This window comes from Parasegetibacter sp. NRK P23 (assembly GCF_023721715.1).
GTDB lineage: Bacteria > Bacteroidota > Bacteroidia > Chitinophagales > Chitinophagaceae > Parasegetibacter.
The window spans coordinates 3,603,842-3,623,154 of record NZ_JAMDLG010000001.1; the positions used below are offsets into that span (position 1 = coordinate 3,603,842).

The 19,313-nt window shown below is 49.0% G+C and carries 17 protein-coding genes; 10 read left to right on the plus strand and 7 right to left on the minus strand.

The window, feature by feature from the left end; genetic code table 11:
• Nucleotides 1-124 precede the first annotated feature (124 nt).
• Nucleotides 125-982, plus strand: coding sequence for an NAD(P)-dependent oxidoreductase (locus tag M4J38_RS14560; protein WP_251760387.1), 858 nt, complete (start codon nt 125-127; stop codon nt 980-982).
• A gap of 97 nt (nt 983-1,079) precedes the next feature.
• Here the strand turns inward: M4J38_RS14560 and M4J38_RS14565 are convergent, their stop codons facing one another.
• Together M4J38_RS14565 and M4J38_RS14570 are read right to left on the minus strand one after the other, a co-directional pair.
• Entirely contained in the window at nt 1,080-1,523 is a 444-nt protein-coding gene (locus M4J38_RS14565) for a hypothetical protein (RefSeq protein ID WP_251760388.1), read from the minus strand.
• A 311-nt stretch (nt 1,524-1,834) separates the two neighbouring features.
• Nucleotides 1,835-2,512 carry a helix-turn-helix domain-containing protein gene (locus M4J38_RS14570; RefSeq protein ID WP_251760390.1) on the minus strand — a complete coding sequence of 226 codons (678 nt, stop codon included), beginning with the start codon at nt 2,510-2,512 and terminating at the stop codon, nt 1,835-1,837.
• Between the two features lie 103 nt (nt 2,513-2,615).
• Here M4J38_RS14570 and M4J38_RS14575 point away from each other — a divergent pair, with 103 nt between their 5' ends.
• The 6 genes from M4J38_RS14575 (at nt 2,616) to M4J38_RS14600 (ending at nt 13,535) form a co-directional block, all read left to right on the plus strand.
• Complete coding sequence (locus tag M4J38_RS14575) at nt 2,616-3,008, plus strand: YbjN domain-containing protein (RefSeq protein WP_251760392.1); 393 nt, start codon at nt 2,616-2,618, stop codon at nt 3,006-3,008.
• A gap of 19 nt (nt 3,009-3,027) precedes the next feature.
• Nucleotides 3,028-3,729: a PspA/IM30 family protein gene (locus M4J38_RS14580; RefSeq protein WP_251760393.1), complete on the plus strand. Its 702-nt coding sequence runs from the start codon at nt 3,028-3,030 to the stop codon at nt 3,727-3,729.
• Between the two features lie 14 nt (nt 3,730-3,743).
• Entirely contained in the window at nt 3,744-4,424 is a 681-nt protein-coding gene (locus M4J38_RS14585; protein ID WP_251760394.1) for an OB-fold-containig protein, read from the plus strand.
• 57 nt (nt 4,425-4,481) lie between these two features.
• The gene (locus M4J38_RS14590; RefSeq protein ID WP_251760396.1) at nt 4,482-6,509 is read left to right on the plus strand and encodes an SPFH domain-containing protein; all 2,028 of its coding nucleotides are present in this window, start codon (nt 4,482-4,484) and stop codon (nt 6,507-6,509) included.
• A gap of 180 nt (nt 6,510-6,689) precedes the next feature.
• A complete protein-coding gene (locus tag M4J38_RS14595) occupies nt 6,690-11,534 on the plus strand; it encodes a DNA repair ATPase (protein WP_251760397.1) in 4,845 nt (1,614 codons plus the stop codon).
• Nucleotides 11,535-11,600: 66 nt separating this feature from the next.
• A complete protein-coding gene (locus tag M4J38_RS14600; protein WP_251760399.1) occupies nt 11,601-13,535 on the plus strand; it encodes a glycoside hydrolase family 97 protein in 1,935 nt (644 codons plus the stop codon).
• A gap of 23 nt (nt 13,536-13,558) precedes the next feature.
• On the opposite strand, the gene M4J38_RS14605 is transcribed toward M4J38_RS14600, so the two are convergent.
• The 4 genes from M4J38_RS14605 to ruvB all read right to left on the minus strand — a co-directional run bounded on the left by M4J38_RS14605 (nt 13,559) and on the right by ruvB (nt 16,234).
• Entirely contained in the window at nt 13,559-13,888 is a 330-nt protein-coding gene (locus M4J38_RS14605) for a hypothetical protein (RefSeq protein ID WP_251760400.1), read from the minus strand.
• 9 nt (nt 13,889-13,897) lie between these two features.
• Nucleotides 13,898-14,284: a group III truncated hemoglobin gene (locus M4J38_RS14610; RefSeq protein WP_251760401.1), complete on the minus strand. Its 387-nt coding sequence runs from the start codon at nt 14,282-14,284 to the stop codon at nt 13,898-13,900.
• A gap of 6 nt (nt 14,285-14,290) precedes the next feature.
• A complete protein-coding gene (locus M4J38_RS14615) occupies nt 14,291-14,740 on the minus strand; it encodes an Rrf2 family transcriptional regulator (RefSeq protein ID WP_251760403.1) in 450 nt (149 codons plus the stop codon).
• 465 nt (nt 14,741-15,205) lie between these two features.
• On the minus strand, nt 15,206-16,234 hold the full coding sequence (ruvB, locus tag M4J38_RS14620; protein WP_251760405.1) for a Holliday junction branch migration DNA helicase RuvB: 1,029 nt from the start codon (nt 16,232-16,234) through the stop codon (nt 15,206-15,208).
• 88 nt (nt 16,235-16,322) lie between these two features.
• On the opposite strand from ruvB, the gene M4J38_RS14625 reads away from it, so the two are divergent.
• Entirely contained in the window at nt 16,323-16,718 is a 396-nt protein-coding gene (locus M4J38_RS14625) for a MarR family winged helix-turn-helix transcriptional regulator (protein ID WP_251760406.1), read from the plus strand.
• Between the two features lie 62 nt (nt 16,719-16,780).
• Nucleotides 16,781-17,797: an aldo/keto reductase gene (locus M4J38_RS14630; protein WP_251760408.1), complete on the plus strand. Its 1,017-nt coding sequence runs from the start codon at nt 16,781-16,783 to the stop codon at nt 17,795-17,797.
• A 299-nt stretch (nt 17,798-18,096) separates the two neighbouring features.
• Here the strand turns inward: M4J38_RS14630 and M4J38_RS14635 are convergent, their stop codons facing one another.
• The gene (locus M4J38_RS14635) at nt 18,097-18,843 is read right to left on the minus strand and encodes a hypothetical protein (RefSeq protein ID WP_251760410.1); all 747 of its coding nucleotides are present in this window, start codon (nt 18,841-18,843) and stop codon (nt 18,097-18,099) included.
• 47 nt (nt 18,844-18,890) lie between these two features.
• On the opposite strand from M4J38_RS14635, the gene M4J38_RS14640 reads away from it, so the two are divergent.
• Nucleotides 18,891-19,280, plus strand: coding sequence for a hypothetical protein (locus tag M4J38_RS14640; protein ID WP_251760412.1), 390 nt, complete (start codon nt 18,891-18,893; stop codon nt 19,278-19,280).
• The last annotated feature ends 33 nt before the right edge of the window (nt 19,281-19,313 follow it).

Below are 19,313 nucleotides of genomic sequence, written 5' to 3' on the forward strand. Positions count from 1 at the left end.
ATCCGTGTAAACACCTTTGTTCTGATCGGATGCGTTGGATAACTTTGCTGTGGATGAGGTAGAAGTATTACGTAGCGTTTAATTGTATAAATCCTATCTAACTTAGATTTTAAAATACACCACTATGATCAGTTTTTTGGGAACAGGACTATTGGGCAGCGCTTTTGTAAGCGCGTTGTTGAAGAAGGGCGAACAGGTGAAAGTATGGAACCGCTCGAAAGAAAAGGCCGAGGTATTGGTTAAAGAAGGTGCGTTACTGTCGGAAACGCCTGCCGATGCGGTACAGGGGGTATCGAGGGTGCACCTGGTATTGTCTGATGATGCTTCCGTGGATAGCGTACTCGCAGCAGCGGCGCCAGCTTTACAACAGGGAACTTATGTAATAGACCATACAACCACATCTGTGGAAGGCGCCCGTAAGCGTACGGTGGAATGGAACGCGAAGGGAATACATTATGTGCATGTGCCGGTGTTTATGGGGCCCGCGAACGCTTTGGAAGGCTCCGGGGTGATGTTGCTGGCAGGCGCGCCTTCCTTACTGGAGCCTTTGCGTCCATGGCTTGCGCCTATGACGGGTAAGTTGGTGGAACTGGGTGCCGAACCGGGCCAGGCGGCGGCGGTGAAGTTACTCGGTAATATGTTCCTGATTACGCTGACAGGAGGATTCTCCGATATGCTGGCCACTGCGCAGGCGATGCATGTACAGCCATCAGCGATCAGTGAACTTTTCGCTTCCTGGAACCCGGGCGCTTTGGCGCCAGGCAGGTACGAACGGATTGTTTCGGCTCCTTTCGATGAACCGTCCTGGGAGTTGCAGATGGCCCGTAAAGATGCCCGGTTGATGATGGAAGAAGCGGCAAAGGGCGGAAAGGAACTTACGGTGATTCCTGCCGTGGCAAAAGTGATGGATGAATGGATCGGAAAAGGTTTTGGCAAGAAAGACTGGACCGTTATCGTCAAGGATCATTTGCCGAAGCAATAGCCTTATTGTTACAGTTGATACGCAGGTGGATAAAAGAACAGGCTATCTTTTAAACGGAAGATTGATCCGGTAAAAAGATAGCCTGTATACAAAGCCGTTAGTAAGTAATTACCATCTGATCGTTTGATGCGTTCAGCAGTACATTATTTATCCCGCCCAAACCGGATTGTCCCGATGCGTATACGGTAAAGAAACTGGGGTAGGGGGAGGATGTCACGCTAATATTGTAGTATCCTGGCTCCAGGTCGCCAAGAAAAGTGCGGTAATAGCTAAGCGCAGGCAATACGTAGAACTGGCTGGCATACGTGCTGGTATTGGTAACAAGGATGTTCATGTCCAGTCCCATTCCATTGATACCATAAAATGCAAATGTAGTAGCTGGCGCCACGGAGATTTCCGCGGATGCCGAAGGAGCAGGAGAAAGAAAGAGTAGGTCACCAGTAGGCGTTTTACCCGCGGGGAGTGGACCCGGACCTGAAGCGAAGGCTCCGCTAAAACCAAGAAGAAGGCAAAGGCTGAAAAACAATTGTTTGCGTTGCATAAGATTTGTGTTTTTTATGAAAAATGAAGGTTTACAGCAGAGCAGCCATAAGCCGGTAAACAATAAGCCCTTGCTTTTGGAATGATGATAGCGCGAAGCTTTCTGGAATGTAAAAGAGGGAAAATGAAGAGAGGGTCAATATTACTTTGTATCCGCGTGCATTGCGGAGTAAAAGGAATAGCCGTAAGGCACAGGAAAGGTTGAATAGCTGGCATAGCAAGGTCGTTAGGTCAAATGGCACTTCAATTTATGAAATCGATTGCACTTTTGCAAGTGCAAAAGCGTGTATTTTACACTTATTTTTCTCGACTTTACAGAACGTGTTGATATACAGCAAATAACTTCCAGAAAAGTTTGGGCTGGCTGAAATCGAAGGCCTGCTTTCTGAACTCGTTTAATACGAGGTGGATTTCGGGAGGATTCATTTCGTAGCGTCCGAGCATAATCTCTTTTTCGGAAGTATACAGCCCGGTTTTATGCTGACACAGGTGAATGTTTTGTTGGGTTACTTCTTCAAAGATCAGCACATCGTGCACCTGGTATTGCGGAAGCGCAGCGTGATGGGGAATATTATGGTTGAAGGTAAGGGCGATCAGGTGATTGCGGGTGGTTTCCGGAAGTACCAGTTTGGGAAAGGCCGTCCAGTCGTTGAAGGCAAGTTCCTGGTAGCTGCACCTGATGTAGATATTGTCGTTGATGAAAGGGATTTCGCGTAAATGAAGTTGAGTCAGTTGGGTTTCTTCCACCAATAGTTTATCGCCATTGAACTGGAGTATCTCGTTGATGGTAAGTTGCTCGTTGATGAACTTCTCCAAGGGGATGCAAAAATAATTGGCAATTCGGACCGCCGTTTCTATTCTCGGTTCGGCCCTGTTTTCTTCGTAAGAGGAAATATTACCTCTCGTGAGGTCAAACAGATCGGCAAAGGACTGCTGGCTCAGGCCTTTGGTGGTGCGTATCTTTTTGATGTTTGCTCCGATTTTTGTCATCAGGGCAAATATAGGGGTAATTTTTTTATCTTTTATGCTAATTTAATTTGCAATTTTAAATTGCTGTTTGTAGATTTGTTTTCGAAAGTTGAAATTAAAGCCGATGAATCATTTTGAGTTGATTGAAGGGTTCGCTGAAAGGCTTCATTGCCGGATCATTTACAAGGACGCGCAAAGCGGCATACTGAAACTCGACAACGAAGCCGACGGGATCAATAACCTGATCATCGGGATCGCTCCGCCGATCCTGATCATGGAGCAGTTTCTTTTTTCCTTCCGGGACGACCATCCCGACATGTTCAAGAAACTGCTTCAGAAGAACAGGGATACCATCCATGGCGCTTTTGTGATCAATGAAGAAGGAAACAAAGTGCTTTTCAGGTATACCATGCAATTGGAGAACATCAATTTCAATGAGTTCGAAGGCGCGATTAACTCACTGGGGCTGCTGTTGAGTGAGTATGCGCAGCAGATCATCGACTTTTCAAAATTGTAAACAAGTAAAAGCGTCAGCCATGAACATCTTCAAAAGATTATTGCGGATCGGGCAGGCAGAAATACATGCCGCGGTTGAAAAAATGGAAGATCCCGTTAAAATGACGGAGCAAGGGTTGAGGGAACTGAGAGAAGACCTTACCGAGGCAACTGAAGCATATGCAAAAGTGAAGGCCCTGGCCATACGGACCGAAAATGACCAGGCGCACTGCCAGAAAGAGTCCATGAATTATGCGGAAAAAGCTATCTTGATTATGCAGAAGGCGCAGGCCGGACAAGTAGAGATCGGGAAAGCGGAAGAACTGGCCAGGGAGGCCCTTTCTTTGCGCCGGAAGTTTTATGCCGAATCGGAAGAACTTGGCCAGCAGGTAACGGCCCTGCAGCAGTCGTCCAGGGAAATGCTCAGGAATACCGAAATATTAAGAGAGAACCTGGAAAAGTGGGAGAAGGAATTGCGGACGCTGAAAGCAAGGGTGAAAGTGAGTAAGGCAACGGAACAGGTGAACAAACAACTGGCGCAACTGGACAATAACGGGACCATCGCCATGCTCGAAAGGATGAAGGCCAAGGTTGAGGACCAGGAAGCTTTATCGCAGGCTTATGGTGAGATTGCCCGGAGTAAACACAGCATGAAAGATGAGTTGGATAAATTCCTGAAAGATGATACACTGTCCATTGAAAAAGACCTTCAGGCCATCAAAGAAAAACTAGGTATCCAGTAAATTCTCTTTAATATATGTCCGGAATATTTGACCTGCTCTTCCATCCGCTCAGTAACGCAATAATGACCGTGCTTACCGGCATTACCGCCGTGTATTGGTTGTTCACTTTCATTGCCGGCGATCTGTTCGGGGAAGCGGGCGCTGATGCCGGAATAGAAGTCGACGGCGCTGATGTTGACACGGATACTGATACGGACCTCGGGGATTCGGTAGGCGATAAGTCAATGCTACAAAAAGCGATGGATTACGTGAACATCGGAAAAGTGCCGTTTATGGTAGTGTATTCGATGTTTAAGTTCCTCGCGTGGATCATCACACTGGTTTCTTCTATAGCCCTGGGACTGGCGGGTTGGGGGTGGAAATCGGTGTTCATCCTGCTGCCGGTTTTTCTCGTGGCTTTTTTTGTCACACGTTATGCCACCAAACCGCTCGTTAAAGTGTACAATGCCATGGGATATAACGGAGAAGAAGCCCAGGAGATAATGGGACGGGTAGCCCGTATGCGGTCCACTATTGCGGGAGATACGATCGGAGCCGCTGAACTGGTGATCCAGGGCGATGTGCTCCGGGTAAACGTAAAAAGTAAAACCGGTGAAACACTTGCTTATGATGCGGAAGTAATGATCTCAGATGAGTCGCCCGATAAAAAATATTACCTCGTGGTGCCGGAAATTAATTTAAACAATGTAGTATAGTAGAATAAAACCCCTTTCTAAACAGAACACATCATTAACCTTAAATCAATTTAATCTATGGGAATGCTCGGTGGTGTCAGCCTGCTCTTCATTGGCGGCATTGTATTTTTCGTCTTTATTATTCTCTTCGCTTTCGCTACATTCTACAAGAAAATTCCGCAGGGGAAAGCCATTGTGCGTACCGGTGTGGGTGGCGGTAAGGTAGCCTTCAACAAAGGAATGTATGTGATCCCCATCCTGCATAAAATGGAGATCATGGATATTTCTGTAAAGAAATTGCAGATAGACCGGATGGAACACGACGGCCTGATCTGTAAGGATAACATCCGTGCCGACATCAAAGTGGCCTTCTTTGTGCGGGTAAACAAAAATGTGGATGATGTGCTGAATGTGGCGCAGATCATTGGTACCGACAGAGCCAGTGATGTGGATACTTTACGCAACCTTTTCGAAGCGAAATTTTCTGAAGCGCTGAAAACAGTGGGCAAGAAATTCGACTTCATAGAATTGTACGAAGCCCGCAGGGAATTCAGAACGGAAATACTGAACATCATCGGTACCGATCTGAACGGGTATATCCTGGACGATTGCGCTATCGACTACCTGGAGCAAACGGAAATCACTTTTTTAAGTCCGCAGAATATCCTCGATTCACAAGGCATCAAAAAGATCACTGAACTCACCGCCGAACAGAACATCAAGGCGAACCTGATCAAGCGGGAGGAAGAGAAAGTGATCAAGAAGCAGAACGTGGAGGCGAGAGAAGCCATCCTGGAGCTGGAGCGCCAGATGGCCGAAAAAGAAGAGAAGCAGCGCAGAGAGATCGATAACATCCGGGCGCGTGAGAATGCCGAGATCGTGAAAGTGCGGGAAGAAGAGCGGCTGAAAGCGGAAACCGTGCGCATCAGAACCGATGAATCCCTGGCCATCCAGGAGGAGAACAAACTGCGCCAGATCATCATCGCTGAAAAGAACAAACAACGTACCGATGCGGTGGAAACAGAAAGGGTGGAAAAGGACCGCGCACTGGAAGCGACCGAAAGGGAAAAAATCGTAACCCTCGCTCAGATCGAAAAAGAGAAGACCCTTGAAGTGGAGAAGAAAAATATCCAGGATGTGATCAGGGATCGTGTGCGTTTGGAAAAAGGCGTGGTGGAAGAGCAGCAGGGGTTAAAAGACATCGAAGCTTTTCGTGCCGTGGAGCGCGAAAAAAGCGTAGGTATCACACAGGCCAGTCAGCAGGCGGAGGAAAAACTCATCTATACCGTGAAGCAGGCGGAAGCTGAGAAAAAAGCCGCGGAAGAAAGGGCCAAACAAATGATCATCGACGCTGAAGCGAAGAAAGAGGCGGCTGTAAAAGAAGCGGAGGCCCGCAAAATACTGGCCGAAGCGCAGGCGCGTGAAGAAGCTACACTTGGCTTGTCTGAAGCCGAAGTGATGATGGCCAAAGCCGAAGCTGCGGAAAGGCAGGGTACCGTGGATGCTTCCGTGATCGAGAAGATCGCTGAGGCGAGACGCAAGGAAGGCTTAACGCAGGCCGAGGTTACCAAAGAGAAAGCGCTTGCCGAAGCCGCGGGCATAGAAGAAAAAGCCGAAGCCATGAAGAAGCTGGATGCTGTTGGGAAGGACCATGAAGAATTCAAACTCCTGCTCACCAAAGAGAAAGACATCGCCCTGGCGCAAATCAATATTCAAAAAGATATCGCCGACGCGCAGGCTGGTGTGCTGGCCGAAGCGCTCAGGTCAGCGAATATCGATATCGTGGGTGGAGAAACCATGTTCTTCCAGAACATCGTCAACCAGATTTCCAACGCCAAAGGATTTGACCGCCTCATCAATGAGAGTGAGAACGCTACTCAATTGAAAACCGCGCTCATAGGCGATGGTTCCAACAGCGGCGACCTGTTGGAACGTATCCGCGGTTTCGCGGAGAAATACAATATCAGTACCAATGATATCAAGAACCTGACCATTTCCAGTTTAATTTTGAAGATGCAGCAACAGAGTTCAGAAGGAGACAGGCCAATGCTGCTGAACCTCGCGAACCTCGCCAGCAGCCTGGGCATTTCTAATAAGAAATTGTAAAGTTTTACAAAGACGCAAAGTGCCGGTGCAATTGAACCGCTCCTTGCGTCTTTGCTCCTGCGAGGCCGCAAGGCTGCGAGGCACGAAGCAGGAAGCAGCGCGTCTTTGCGAGATACAAAGCAATCGCGTGAAAAAATCCTTCCACCTTATCACTTAGTTCGCTTCAGAAAGTATTCAAGCATGGCAAGTACTGAAAACACAACAACGATATTAGATTCCGGTACTTACGAAATCATCCGGAGCCGGCTGGAGCAGCAACGGATCGAACTCGCGCAGCGGCTCGCGCAACTGAACGCCGCACGGAAGGAAATATTCAGTTCCTCCGGCTTCCGCCTTGTGGCCAACCAGCGCATTACCACCGGTAACAATGGCGTGGCAAGGGGTATTATGGCGTTCGGGGAACTCACCCTATTCGCTTATAATGTACATTTCGGTTTGCGCGAAGACATCCGCCTCAGCGATGTGTTCAGCATCTACAAATTTACCGGCGATCACTTTGAACCGCAACCACTCACGCTGATCGAAGATGAAAATTTCATCACCGATTTTACCAACCTGTATAAATATTACAGAGACTCCATTTTCGCCAGATTCACCAAAACGGAGCACTATCTCTACATGATCTTCCAGACAGGCAAAAGCGCCGACGACAGGAAGGCGTTCAAATGGCTGATAAAAAACGACCAGCTTTTTTATGTGGACGACAGGAGCGTACACGAGGTGAAAAAAGCGCCGCAGTACGATTTTAACTGGATCAAAACCGACCTCAGCAACCGGAGGCTCGGCGTTCATCCCCACATCTCGGTGATGGATAAGGTGTTCATAGAAGCACTAAACGGAGATGTTACTTTTAAGATCGAAAACAACACGGATACAGGAAAGGGTATCTTCTCCGATCCTGTCCTTAACAAAGACCAGCAACTCGATGATGCGGAATACTATTACGGAGACCTGGGCAACCTGGTTCCTATCAAGATAAAACCCTACCAGGAAGATTTTCGCGCCTACATCTTTAATGTACGGACCAAACAGGTGATGCCCATCCCTTCTTTGCTGGATGCGGGTGTGTTGTTGCCCGACAACCAGGGCATTATCTTCCCCAACGGTTATTACCTCCAGAACGGAGAATACAAGCTTTTTGAATCGGACCTTACTGAACTTGAATTCGTACGCAGCATCGCCTCCCCAAATGGTGAGGATTTCCTGTACGTTTTTTACCAGCGTGTGCTGAACACCTATGTGCTGATGTCGTACAATATGATACAGCAACAGGTGGAAACGCCCATCGTTTGCAACGGGTTCACGGTATTTGATGATGGTATGCTGGTGTATTTCCGTTCGGAGCCGGAAGCGGTAAGGCACCACCAGGTGCAGATCTGGCAAACGCCCTATACATTGGCTTTGGAGGAGAACACCGCGATGAGTGGAAACGTGTTGTTTAAGATCGGCAACAAGGACATCGTGAGCGCGATGAGCGAGAGCCAGGAAGTAATTCAGTTGTTGCAGAAAGAAGACAGTTACGAGGCGCTCTATGAAGACGTTTACAAGCGGGCCAATGATATCCTCGACGCTTACTTCTGGATCAGGGACGATGCCACGTTCAACCTGGCCGCTCCTTTAACGCAGATCAGGGATATCGCGGACACCGCGATCGATGAATTCGCGAAAGTGCAGGCCCAGCGCAAACACGCGAAAGATACGCTGGATGCCGTGCGCAAAAGAGTGGATCAACTGGTGGTGGATGTAAAGAACGCGTCCATCAGTTCGCTTGATCAACTGGTGGACCTGCTGGCCGCCACCAGGAACATGCAGGGCGCGGTGATTGACCTGCTCAACGTCAGGTATATGGACGTGCCGGCGGTGGAAGAACTGAAAACCTTACTGCAACAATACAACGCCCGGCTGTCTGAGGATACGATTCATTTTTTGCTGAAGGAAGAGGCGCTTGCGCCTTATGAAAAACGAGTGGCCGAACAGAAAAAAGCGGCTTCAGCCGTTGCCAAAGTAATTGACGCGGTGCCTGTGGAAGAGGCTGTGAAAGGGATCGCAACAGGATTGGAAATGCTGATCGATATCCTGAACAGCTTAAAAATAGAAGATACCACACAGGCGACGAAGATCATCGAAAAGATATCGCTCATCTTCGCTTCCCTGAATGAAGTAAAGGCCGAACTGGTGCGTACCACCACCGCGTTGCGCACGAAAGAATCCACGAGCGAATTTTATGCACAGCTGACTTTACTCGACCAGAGCATTGTCAATTTCCTGGACCTCTCCACTTCTCCCGAAAAATGTGAGGAATATTTTACGAAGATCAGTATACAGGTGGAGGAGCTGGAAAGTAAGTTCGCGGATTTCGAGGAGTTTGTCGGGAAGATCGCCGATAAACGGGATGAGGTCATTAAAGCGTTTAATGGTAAGAAAGACCTTCTGGTGGCCCAGCTCAATAAACGCAGCGCCGCACTTGAACAGATTGGTGTCAGGGTACTGAAAAACATTGAGAACAAAGCACAGTCGTTCACCGATAAAGAAAGTATTTACGCGTTCTTTTCCACCGATCTGATGATCGATAAAATACGTGGATTGTCAGAAGAATTGCGGACGCTTGGCGATGTAGCCAAAGCGGAAAACCTGGATAACCTTCTGAAAGTGGCGCAGGAAACTGCGCTCCGCAACCTGAAAGACAAAACGGACCTGTTCGCCAACGGGCAGAATGTGATCGCGCTGGGTCCGTACAAGTTCGTCGTCAACAAGCAGGTGCTCGACCTCACTATTGTCCGGAGGAATGAACGGCTTTTCTTTCACCTCACGGGTACCGGTTTTTACAAGGAAGTGACCGCGGAAACTTTGTACACGTACCGTTCGATATGGGAGCAGGAACTGGTTTCGGAAAACATTGAAGTGTACCGTTCCGAATACCTGGCGCACCAAACCTTGGTTGAAAATAATAAACATCCTGCACCATGGGATGCGGAAGCTTTTATTAACGAACGCACGGAGCGTGATTACGCGGCCGCGTACATGAAAGGGGTGCACAATACGGATGCCCTGCTTATTTTTAACGGGCTGAAAAAACTGCGGGATGAACTGGGCATTCTTGAATTCGCGCCGGCAGTCCGCGTGGCAGCGCAGTTGTTTTGGTTCTCCTTAGATGAAAATACACAAAACAGGCTGCTGCAACTGATCGCCGCGGCATATGCTATTGAACAAAGTTTCCCTGGCGGACAACGTGCGGCATTCGTGGAAAAGGAGATCGTTGAACAGTATCACAAACAGATGGGTTCCGGTGCTGCCATAAACCCTTCTTCCGTTGCACATTATTTGTACAGAGAGTTCTCCGGTTCCGGGAATTTTACCTGCAGCGAACAGGCTGTTCACCTTAAGAAGGCTTTCAGGGATCATCTTTTCTCCGTGAAGCGGACTGAAATTTTTGAACAGGAAGCCGCTAATACCATGTTCTCTGTTGAAGAGCGGTTCCACATCATCTACAGTTGGCTCCGGGCTTTTCTTTCAGCACAAACAACGGAGACAGATGAATTTTATGTAGAGGAAACCGTTTGCCTCTTGCTTTTCAGGGACCATCCTTACCGTGAACGGCCGGCATCGGACCATCTATGGCTGGAAGGCATGAAGGGTACGCACGCCGTTATTATGGAAGGAGGAAAATACCTGTTGCATTACCACAGGTTCCTTCAGAAAATGCAAACATATTCAGAAACGATCGTGCCTGCTTTTACGGCGTTCAACCAGGAAAAGGAGCGATTGGTGAAGGCGTACAAACAGCAGTTGAAGATTGCCGAGTTCGAACCGAAAGTGCTGAGTTCATTCGTAAGGAACCGACTAATCAACGAAGTGTATTTCCCACTGATCGGCGCCAATCTTGCGAAGCAGATCGGGGCTGCGGGAGATGATAAACGTACGGCCAGGATGGGCATGCTGCTGCTGGTATCGCCACCGGGTTACGGTAAAACAACCCTGATGGAGTACCTGGCCAAAACGATGGGATTACATTTTGTAAAGATCAACGGCCCTACGATCGGACATCAGATTACTTCAATCGATCCGCTGGAAGCCACCACATCAGGCGCAAGGGAAGAATTGAAGAAGATCAACCTTTCGTTTGAAATGGCGGATAACGTGATGTTGTACATTGATGATATCCAGCATTGCAGCGCCGAATTCCTGCAAAAATTCATCTCCCTCGCGGATGGACAACGCAAGATGGATGGCATCTTTGAAGGCGACAGCAAAACTTATGACCTGCGGGGAAAACGCTTTTGTGTGGTAATGGCCGGAAACCCTTACACAGAAAGCGGAGAGCAATTCAAAATACCAGATATGCTCGCCAACCGGGCCGATGTGTATAACCTCGGTGATGTGATCGGCGGATCTGATCAGCTCTTTAAACTTAGTCTGGTCGAAAACGCCATAGCCGAGAATATTTACCTCCAGCGCATTGCCGGCCGAAGTTTCGATGATTTGTATAAACTGATCAATTACGTTGAAACCAACAGCGAATTGCTACCCGAACTGGAAGGTAACTACAACCGGCAGGAAACTGAAGACGCCATTGCTGTGTTGAAAAGTGTATTGCGCATAAGGGACATTGTTGTTAAAGTGAATGCCCACTATATCGCCAGTGCAGCCATGAAAGACGCATACAGAACCGAACCGCCATTTAAGTTGCAGGGTTCATACCGCAACATGAATAGAATGGTGGGCAAAGTGGTGCCGTTAATGAACGAGGAGGAAGTACGCATGCTTATCCGTTCTCATTACGACGGTGAATCTCAAACGCTTACTTCCGATGCGGAAGCCAACCTCCTCAAATTGAAAGAGATCGCGGGATTCCTTGCTCCTGAGGAGGCCACACGCTGGCAACAGATTGTGGAAGTTTTTAGAAAGAACAACAGGTTCAGCGGACTGGAAGCAAACGATACGTCCGGGCAGATGCTCACACAGTTAAGTGCTTTCAACGAACACCTGGAGGCGATCGCGAAGGCACTTGGAAGGAATTCATCCTAAAAAAGCAATCGGTTGCAAACAAAAACTAAACCATTACATTTGCAACTGAAACTCTAAAAAAGCTATATGAAATTTCCCTTGCTCGCCTGCTGCACCCTGCTCTTCCTGCAGGGCATGACCCAGGATGCTGTTGTATTCAGTCCGGATAAAAAATTAAAAGTAGCCATCTCCGTTCAGGATGGAAAACCCATGTACTCCGTGAACCTCGCGGGAAAAGATATGCTGGAGGCTTCTCCGCTGGGGTTAACCACCAATGAAGGGGATTTCAGCGCCGGTATGAAATTCATCAGCAGCACCGAAGGAAAGGTGGAGAAAGACTATAGTGTAAAAACGATCAAGAAATCGCAGGTACATTACCTGGCCAATAAGCTCACCTGCACCTTCGAGAATTCACAACAGAAGAAGATCAATGTGGTGTTCCAGGTAAGCGACAACAATATTGCTTTCCGGTACGAACTTCCTGCCTGGGGAGACCGAAGAAGTTGTGTGGTGGAGCAAGAAGCCACAGGTTACCAGTTCCCCGCTGTTACCACAACCTTTCTGTCCGGGATGATGTCGCCCATGACCGGTTTCGCGCGTACCGCACCCAGTTATGAAAGCGGCTACCAGGCCGATGCCCCGATGCCCGCTCCTGGTGGAAGAAAAAGGAATTATGTATTTCCCGGGCTTTTCCATGTTGGTGATAACGGATGGGTATTGCTTTCAGAAACCGGCGTGCGCAGTCTGTATTGTGCCTCAAGCCTTGGGGATGGCGGCGCTAACGGACTCTATACACTTCAATATCCCGATCAGCGCCAGAACAACGGTTTCGGCAGTACGGGCGCGGCCATCGCGCTTCCGGGAGAAACACCCTGGCGTACCATCACCGTCGGACAGAACCTGAAACCCATCGTGGAAACTACTATTCCGTATGATGTGGTGGAGCCGTTGTACGAACCTTCACAAGAGTATAAATTCGGAAAATCGACCTGGAGCTGGATCGTATGGCAGGACCAGAGCATGAACTACGACGACCAGGTGAAGTACATCGATCTCGCCGCGGCCATGGGGTATGAATACATCCTGATGGATGCGTTGTGGGATACCAATATCGGCAAAGACCGGATGAAAGAACTGATCCGTTATGCCGCCTCCAAAAAAGTGGAAGTGTTCTTATGGTACAATTCCAACGGGCCATTCAACGATGCGCCACAAGGACCACGCAACAAAATGAGTGCGTCCATCGAACGGAAGAAAGAGATGAAATGGTTGCAGGAAGCGGGCGTGAAGGGACTGAAAGTGGATTTCTTCGGTGGCGATAAACAAGAAACCATGCGCCTCTATGAAGATATTCTTTCCGATGCGAACGATCATGGGCTGATGATTATTTTTCATGGCACCACACTCCCGCGAGGATGGGAGATCATGTACCCCAACTTTGTGGGCGGGGAAGCGGTGGTGGCATCGGAAATGCTGATCTTTTCACAACAGGTACGCGAGCAGGAAGCCTTCAATGCCACGCTGCATCCCTTTATCCGCAACGCGGTGGCCAGCATGGAATTTGGTGGCGTATTCCTGAATAAATTCCTGGTAAGAAGCAACAGGGACCGGAACAAACGCCTTACCACAGACGCTTTCCAACTGGCAACGGCTGTGCTGTTCCAGAACCCGGTGCAAATGTTCGCCCTCACGCCAAACAACCTTACGGACGCCCCGGATTTCGCGATTGATTTTATGAAGAAGGTGCCCACTACCTGGGATGAGACTCTGTTCATAGATGGCTATCCCGGGAAATACAGCGTGATCGCACGCCGCAAAGGCGCAGAATGGTATGTGGCGGGTGTGAATGCTGAAAAAGAAGCAAGGAAACTGAAACTGAACCTGCCCATGTTCGCGGGAAAGAAAGTTCGTTTGTACAACGACGGTAGTAATAAAGAAAGTTTCTCTAAAGAAGTGGAGGTGAAGAAGAATGGCCTCCTGGAAATTGAGGTACAGTCCGGCGGTGGATTCGTAGTAAAATAAGTAGAAGGTGGAGCGGCCGGAAATCAGTGTTGGTGTTCCGGCCGTTCCACCTGCTTCGAAACGGAAAGCCGTATTACACTATCCTGGTTCGCTTTCAGCGAATGCAGCACATTTGCTTCAAGGCTCACCAGCATTCCTTTCTGCATGGTAAGTACTTCGTTTTCCGTTTCAAAAATGATTTCTCCTTCAACCACTTCAACAACAATAGCGGCCGCGGCTTTGTGGCTTTTGAGTGCAGTATTTTCCTTCATGCATATCCTGATCTCTTTTGAAAAAGGGGTCTCCATGATGGAAGTGAGCAGTGCTCTTTCGGGATGGAACTGAAGGTTCTGAAGAATGGCTGCTTGCTGCATAGACTTTATTTAAAGCAGTGGTATAGCGGTATTATTTCTATAGTATTCAATTTTGGAAAGAAACATTTCCGCCATTTTATGGCCCCGCCACTTGGCTTCTTCGGCCTTTGGACCTTCGAAATAAGTATCGATGGTTTCGTTCCAGAGCTGGAGCCAGTGTTCAAAATGTTTCGCGTCTACCGGTAACTGTGCATGTGGTCTGAAAGGACTGCCGTTGTAAGTATGTTCTTCCAGCAATACTGTTTGCCAGAACCGGTACATCTTTTCGAGATGGGGTTGCCACCTGTTGTGGAGTATTCCGTTGAAAATAGGTCCCAGCAGGGGATCGAGCTGCACTTTTCCATAGAACGTATCCACCATTAACCGGATATCGTTCATGTCACTGATTTGTTTCATCGGCTTTTATTTTATCGCCGGTTCCTCCCTTTTCAGGAAAACCAGGCGTTCTTCCAGTTGTTCGGTAAATGCGCCAAGCGTGGCGTTTTCCAGCATGTCCTTCAAATTGTTGCGTAATGCCTTAAAGCTATGGTGTAATGGACAGGGCTTGCTTTCGGAGCACTGTTTTAATCCCAATGCACAGCCGGAAAAAATAGTATCGCCATCTATGGCACGTACCACATCGGCCAGGGAGCGTTTCATCGTGGTGGGGTCGAGGTAGAAGCCGCCGTTGGGCCCCTTAACGGATTGCACCAATCCCTGTTTGCCCAGCTCCTGTAATATCTTGGCGATAAAATGTACCGGAGAATCTATCTCCTCCGCAATTTCTTTTACACCCACCTTAGCGCCATTCCTGGAACGGTGCCCAATGAAGATTACAGCTCTTATCGCGTATTCACAACTTTTTGAAAACATGCACGTACAATTGTTTGATCCGTTTTCCACAGCAAAGATAAAGCTTAAATTTAATAAAGGATAAAAATGTCTTTTATAGATTAAAGTAAGCCTTGCCCAAAAATCAGCATCTCCAAAATGTTTGGTCCAACGTTGCGCCTGCGAACTGCGAGGCACGAAGCAGGAAACAGCCCGTTGCGAGGTACGAAGCAATTGCCGGAACAATAAATTAGTAAAAAGCCAACCGAATTCCTCAGAAACAATTTCAAACACGAATAAGGCAGTGTATCTGCAAGGCTACAAAACAGTGAGGTATAAAGCAATTGTTAAAAAAGCTAACCGGATTCATCAGCATCAAACACAAACAACGCTGCGAGGCACGAAGCAGTGCGTCCTCACTCCCTTGCGTTGCGAGGTACGAAGCAATTGCGTGGCTGCGAGGTAAGAAGCAGGAAGCAATGCGTGAAAAAAAACTGTATAAACTTCTCAGAACAGCACCCCTGCCGCCGACCCCGGCGTTCTTCCCAAATGCTCATAAGCCTTCGGTGTAGCTTCCCTTCCCCTGGGCGTTCTTTTCAGGAAACCTTCCTGTATCAGGAAAGGCTCATATACTTCTTCCAATGTTCCAGGTTCTTCTCCCACAGCGGTGGCGATGGTGGTGATGCCCACGGGGCCGCCCTTGAATTTATCGATGATGGCGGAAAGAATGCGGTTGTCCATTTCATCCAGCCCGTGTTCATCCACGTTCAAGGCTTTCAGCGCGTGTTGTGCGATGGCGAGGTCGATCACTCCGTTGCCCAGAACCTGAGCGAAATCGCGTACCCTGCGCAGTAAACCGTTGGCGATACGTGGTGTGCCGCGGCTTCGGCGGGAAATTTCGTTGGCCGCTTCCGAAGTGATCTTTGATTGAAGAATACCGGCAGAGCGCGTTACAATACGTTGTAATACCTCAGCATTATAGTATTCGAGCCTGGATTTAATCCCGAACCTTGAAAGCAATGGCGCGGTAAGCAAACCGCTGCGCGTGGTGGCGCCTACCAGCGTAAAAGGACTGAGGGTGAGTTGAATGCTGCGCGCGCTGGGACCGGAATCGATCATGATATCAATGCGGTAATCTTCCATTGCGGCGTATAGATATTCTTCCACCACGGTACTCAGCCGGTGGATCTCGTCTATGAAAAGTACATCGTTGGGTTGCAGGCTGGTGAGCAGTCCGGCGAGATCGCCTGGTTTTTCGATCACCGGGCCCGATGTTTCCTTGATGGCCACACCCAGTTCGTTGGCCACGATGCGGCTGAGGGTGGTTTTACCCAATCCCGGAGGACCGTGAAACAGGATATGGTCCAGCGCTTCCCCCCTCATTTTCGCGGCCCGGATGAAAATGCGGATGTTCTCGATCAGTTGGGGCTGACCGGAGAACTGGTCCAGTTCCGTGGGCCGGATCGTGTTCTCAAATTCCCGTTCCGCTGCCGACTGTCCGCCGCTTCCATTGTTGAGATTCGGATTGAATGTCATGCCCCAAAGGTACTGTTTGCATGTACAAATGGCAAAAACGTATCTTTGCACCTGGATGAAAGTTTCTGAAACAAAATATTGCGAGTGCATGTACTTCGCTTCCGGTGCCCTGGCGCGGAAAGTGGAGAAGCTGGCGATGGAATGCTGGAAGCCTGTGGGCCTCTCTCCCAGCCACGCATACCTCTTGTTGCTGGTGCTGGATAAGCCCGGCGTGCAGCCCAACCACCTCAGCGTACAATTACAATTAACGCCCAGTACCATTACCAGGCTCATCGAGAAACTGGAGGAAAAAAAACTGGTGACCCGAACCAATGAGGGCAAGAATACCAGTGTTTTTCCCACGGAAGAAGCGGTGGAAATGCTGCCGCTGATGAAAGCATGCAGGCAACAATTCCACGATAAGCAGGCTATCGCTATGAACAATGCCGCCTGCGGCGAACTTCCCGGCACCATGAACCGGCTTTCCGAAGAACTCGGTAAATAGTTTTCCATTTTGGGGAGAACAACCCCTCCGTTCCACTGTTATTCCATTATAATCGTAACAATATGCAATACAAATTATTGGGAAGATCGGGATTGAAAGTTTCTGAACTGTGCCTGGGCACAATGGGCTTCGGTCCTGGACAGGCATGGAGTATTGATAAAGCGGCATCGTTCGCCATCCTGGAAAAATTCGCGGAGGCCGGCGGCAATTTCCTGGATACGGCCAACCGCTATACCAATGGGGAAAGCGAAAAAATCATCGGTGAATTCATTGCCCGCGACCGCGACCAGTTCGTGGTGGCCACCAAATATTCTCTTTACGATAATACTACCAACGTAAATGCTTCCGGCAACAACAGGAAGAACATGATGCGTAGTGTGGATGCCAGTTTGAAAAGATTGAATACAGATTTTATCGACCTGCTCTACCTCCACATCTGGGATAGCCTTACGCCGGTAGATGAAGTGATGCGCGGTCTTGACGATCTCGTTCGGATGGGTAAAGTGAATTATATCGGCATCAGTGATACGCCGGCCTGGGTAATCGCGCAGGCCAACACCATGGCCGAACTGATGGGCTGGAGTAAGTTCGTGGGTTTACAGGTGGAGTACAGCTTACTGCAACGCGCACCCGAAAGAGAGTTGTTGCCGATGGCTAAAAATTTCGGTCTCACACTATTGCCCTGGGCGCCATTGGCAGGAGGCGCGCTCACCGGAAAATACCTCAAAGGCGACCCGGGCCGCATCAAAGAAGGAAGCAAGCGCCTGAATGAAAGAAGTGTCGCCATCACACAGGAGGTAATGGCCATTGCTGAAGAAATAGGCGTGGAACCCGCACATGTCGCGCTCCGCTGGACGATGCAGCAGGGTATTTCGTGCATTCCCATCGCCGGGGCCACAAAACTGCATCAGTTGGAGCAGAACCTGGGTGTACTGAACGTACAACTTTCTCCTGAACAGCTTGGGCGACTCGATAAGGTTAGTGCGATAGATATGGGTTTCCCGGGAGAGTTTTTTAAGGAAGATGGGGTGCGGCTGGCGAACTTCGGGGGGTTCTATGATAGGGTGGAAAAGAGGTGAGTATTGTTTTTCACGCAAAGATTCTGTGTTATTGCGGAACTTTTATTTTCTTAATTTTAGATTTCTAAAGCGGCTTTATGTGAAGCGCGGACGGTAGTGGATAAAGCGGTCGAAAATCAAATCAATCCTCTAATTTTGAACTGACCGAAATTTGGGGGCCGCTGACAGTTACCCGGTGGTACCTACATGTTGCGTATTGGCTTTAAAAACCAGTACCAAACACTTAAGGTTGTCAATTAAAAGAACGGTACCCTTACAATTTCCAACTTCAAGAGAACAAGTTTCTTTTTACTCCGGTGTTATTCATAGAAAAACTCCCGGAGCGCCTCTGTGAGTTTGCGGACTTTGGGATGGTTCGGCCTGATTTGTCCGTTTAGTTGCCCGATGGTTTTCTGAATGGTCGGGATTTTTTTGTCCCGGAAATGCTCGACATGGAGGTGGAGGATGGTCGCTATATCAATATCGGATATGCGCTTGAAGAGGTGTTCGGACTTCGCGACATGGGCGGGTGCGGTCACTTCCTTGAGCAGGATCAGGCACTGGATGAGCTTGTCCTCATGGCTGCGGTTGTTGAGTTCGATGCTGCCGGTGGGCAGGCGACCGGCGGCGAGGTGGAGCTTTTCCTCCGCCTGTTGGAAGAGGGCTTCCATGCGCTCGTGCAGGGTGTGGGAAGGCGTGGCTGCAATGGGCTGCGCCTGGTTAGCGCCCTCGGCTTCGGTGACCCAATGCCGGTCGGTGAGCAGTTTATCCCGGTAAACTCTCGGGAGTTTTTGCCGGAGCCGGTCGGTGAGCTCATAGCGGAGGAAACGTGTAAAATCAGTTTTATCGGGGTAGCGCTCGTAATGAAACCCAATGAAGCGGTAGATATCGGAGCCGCTGAGCGCAGCGATGCGGTTAAAACATTCGTTGTAATACCTGCCGCGCGAAAGGCTCCCTGCGGAAATACAAATGCCAGTCGTTTTGGCTTTTGCTGATGTGGTACTGGAAATAAGGCGTGAAGTTTCCGGGGGTGCGGGTGCCAGTACCCGTTTGGAAAATGCTTTCAATAAACTCCCTGATCCGGGTCAGTCCGGGCTGAATGGCTTTGCGGTTCATGCGTGAAAATTTTGCCGTTAAGGATGGCGGGAATGTCGGGAAAAGGGGCGGAAAGGGATATGCGAAAACCTATAAAGAATATGCGGAAAGCAAATTTTATCTTGTGGGGTATATGGTCATCTACGCGCCTACGATATGGTTTTACTTCCTGTTACTCCTGGTACTGGTGTACCTGGTGGTTACGGTCAGGTATTCGGTCACGCTTTTGAAAAGTCCGGTATTGCCCAAGCGATTGCGGTATCTGCACCTGGTTTTGATCTGGGCGATTCCGTTTGTGTGGATTATGCTGCTACGGATTCTCACCGGTCCTACGCCAGGATCATACGGCATAGACAGGAACAAGGATGAAAAGCCTTTCTTTGATGTGTTTAGGAATTTGGGGGAGTGAGGAAGAGCATGCGGAGTTTTTTAACGGAGCGGG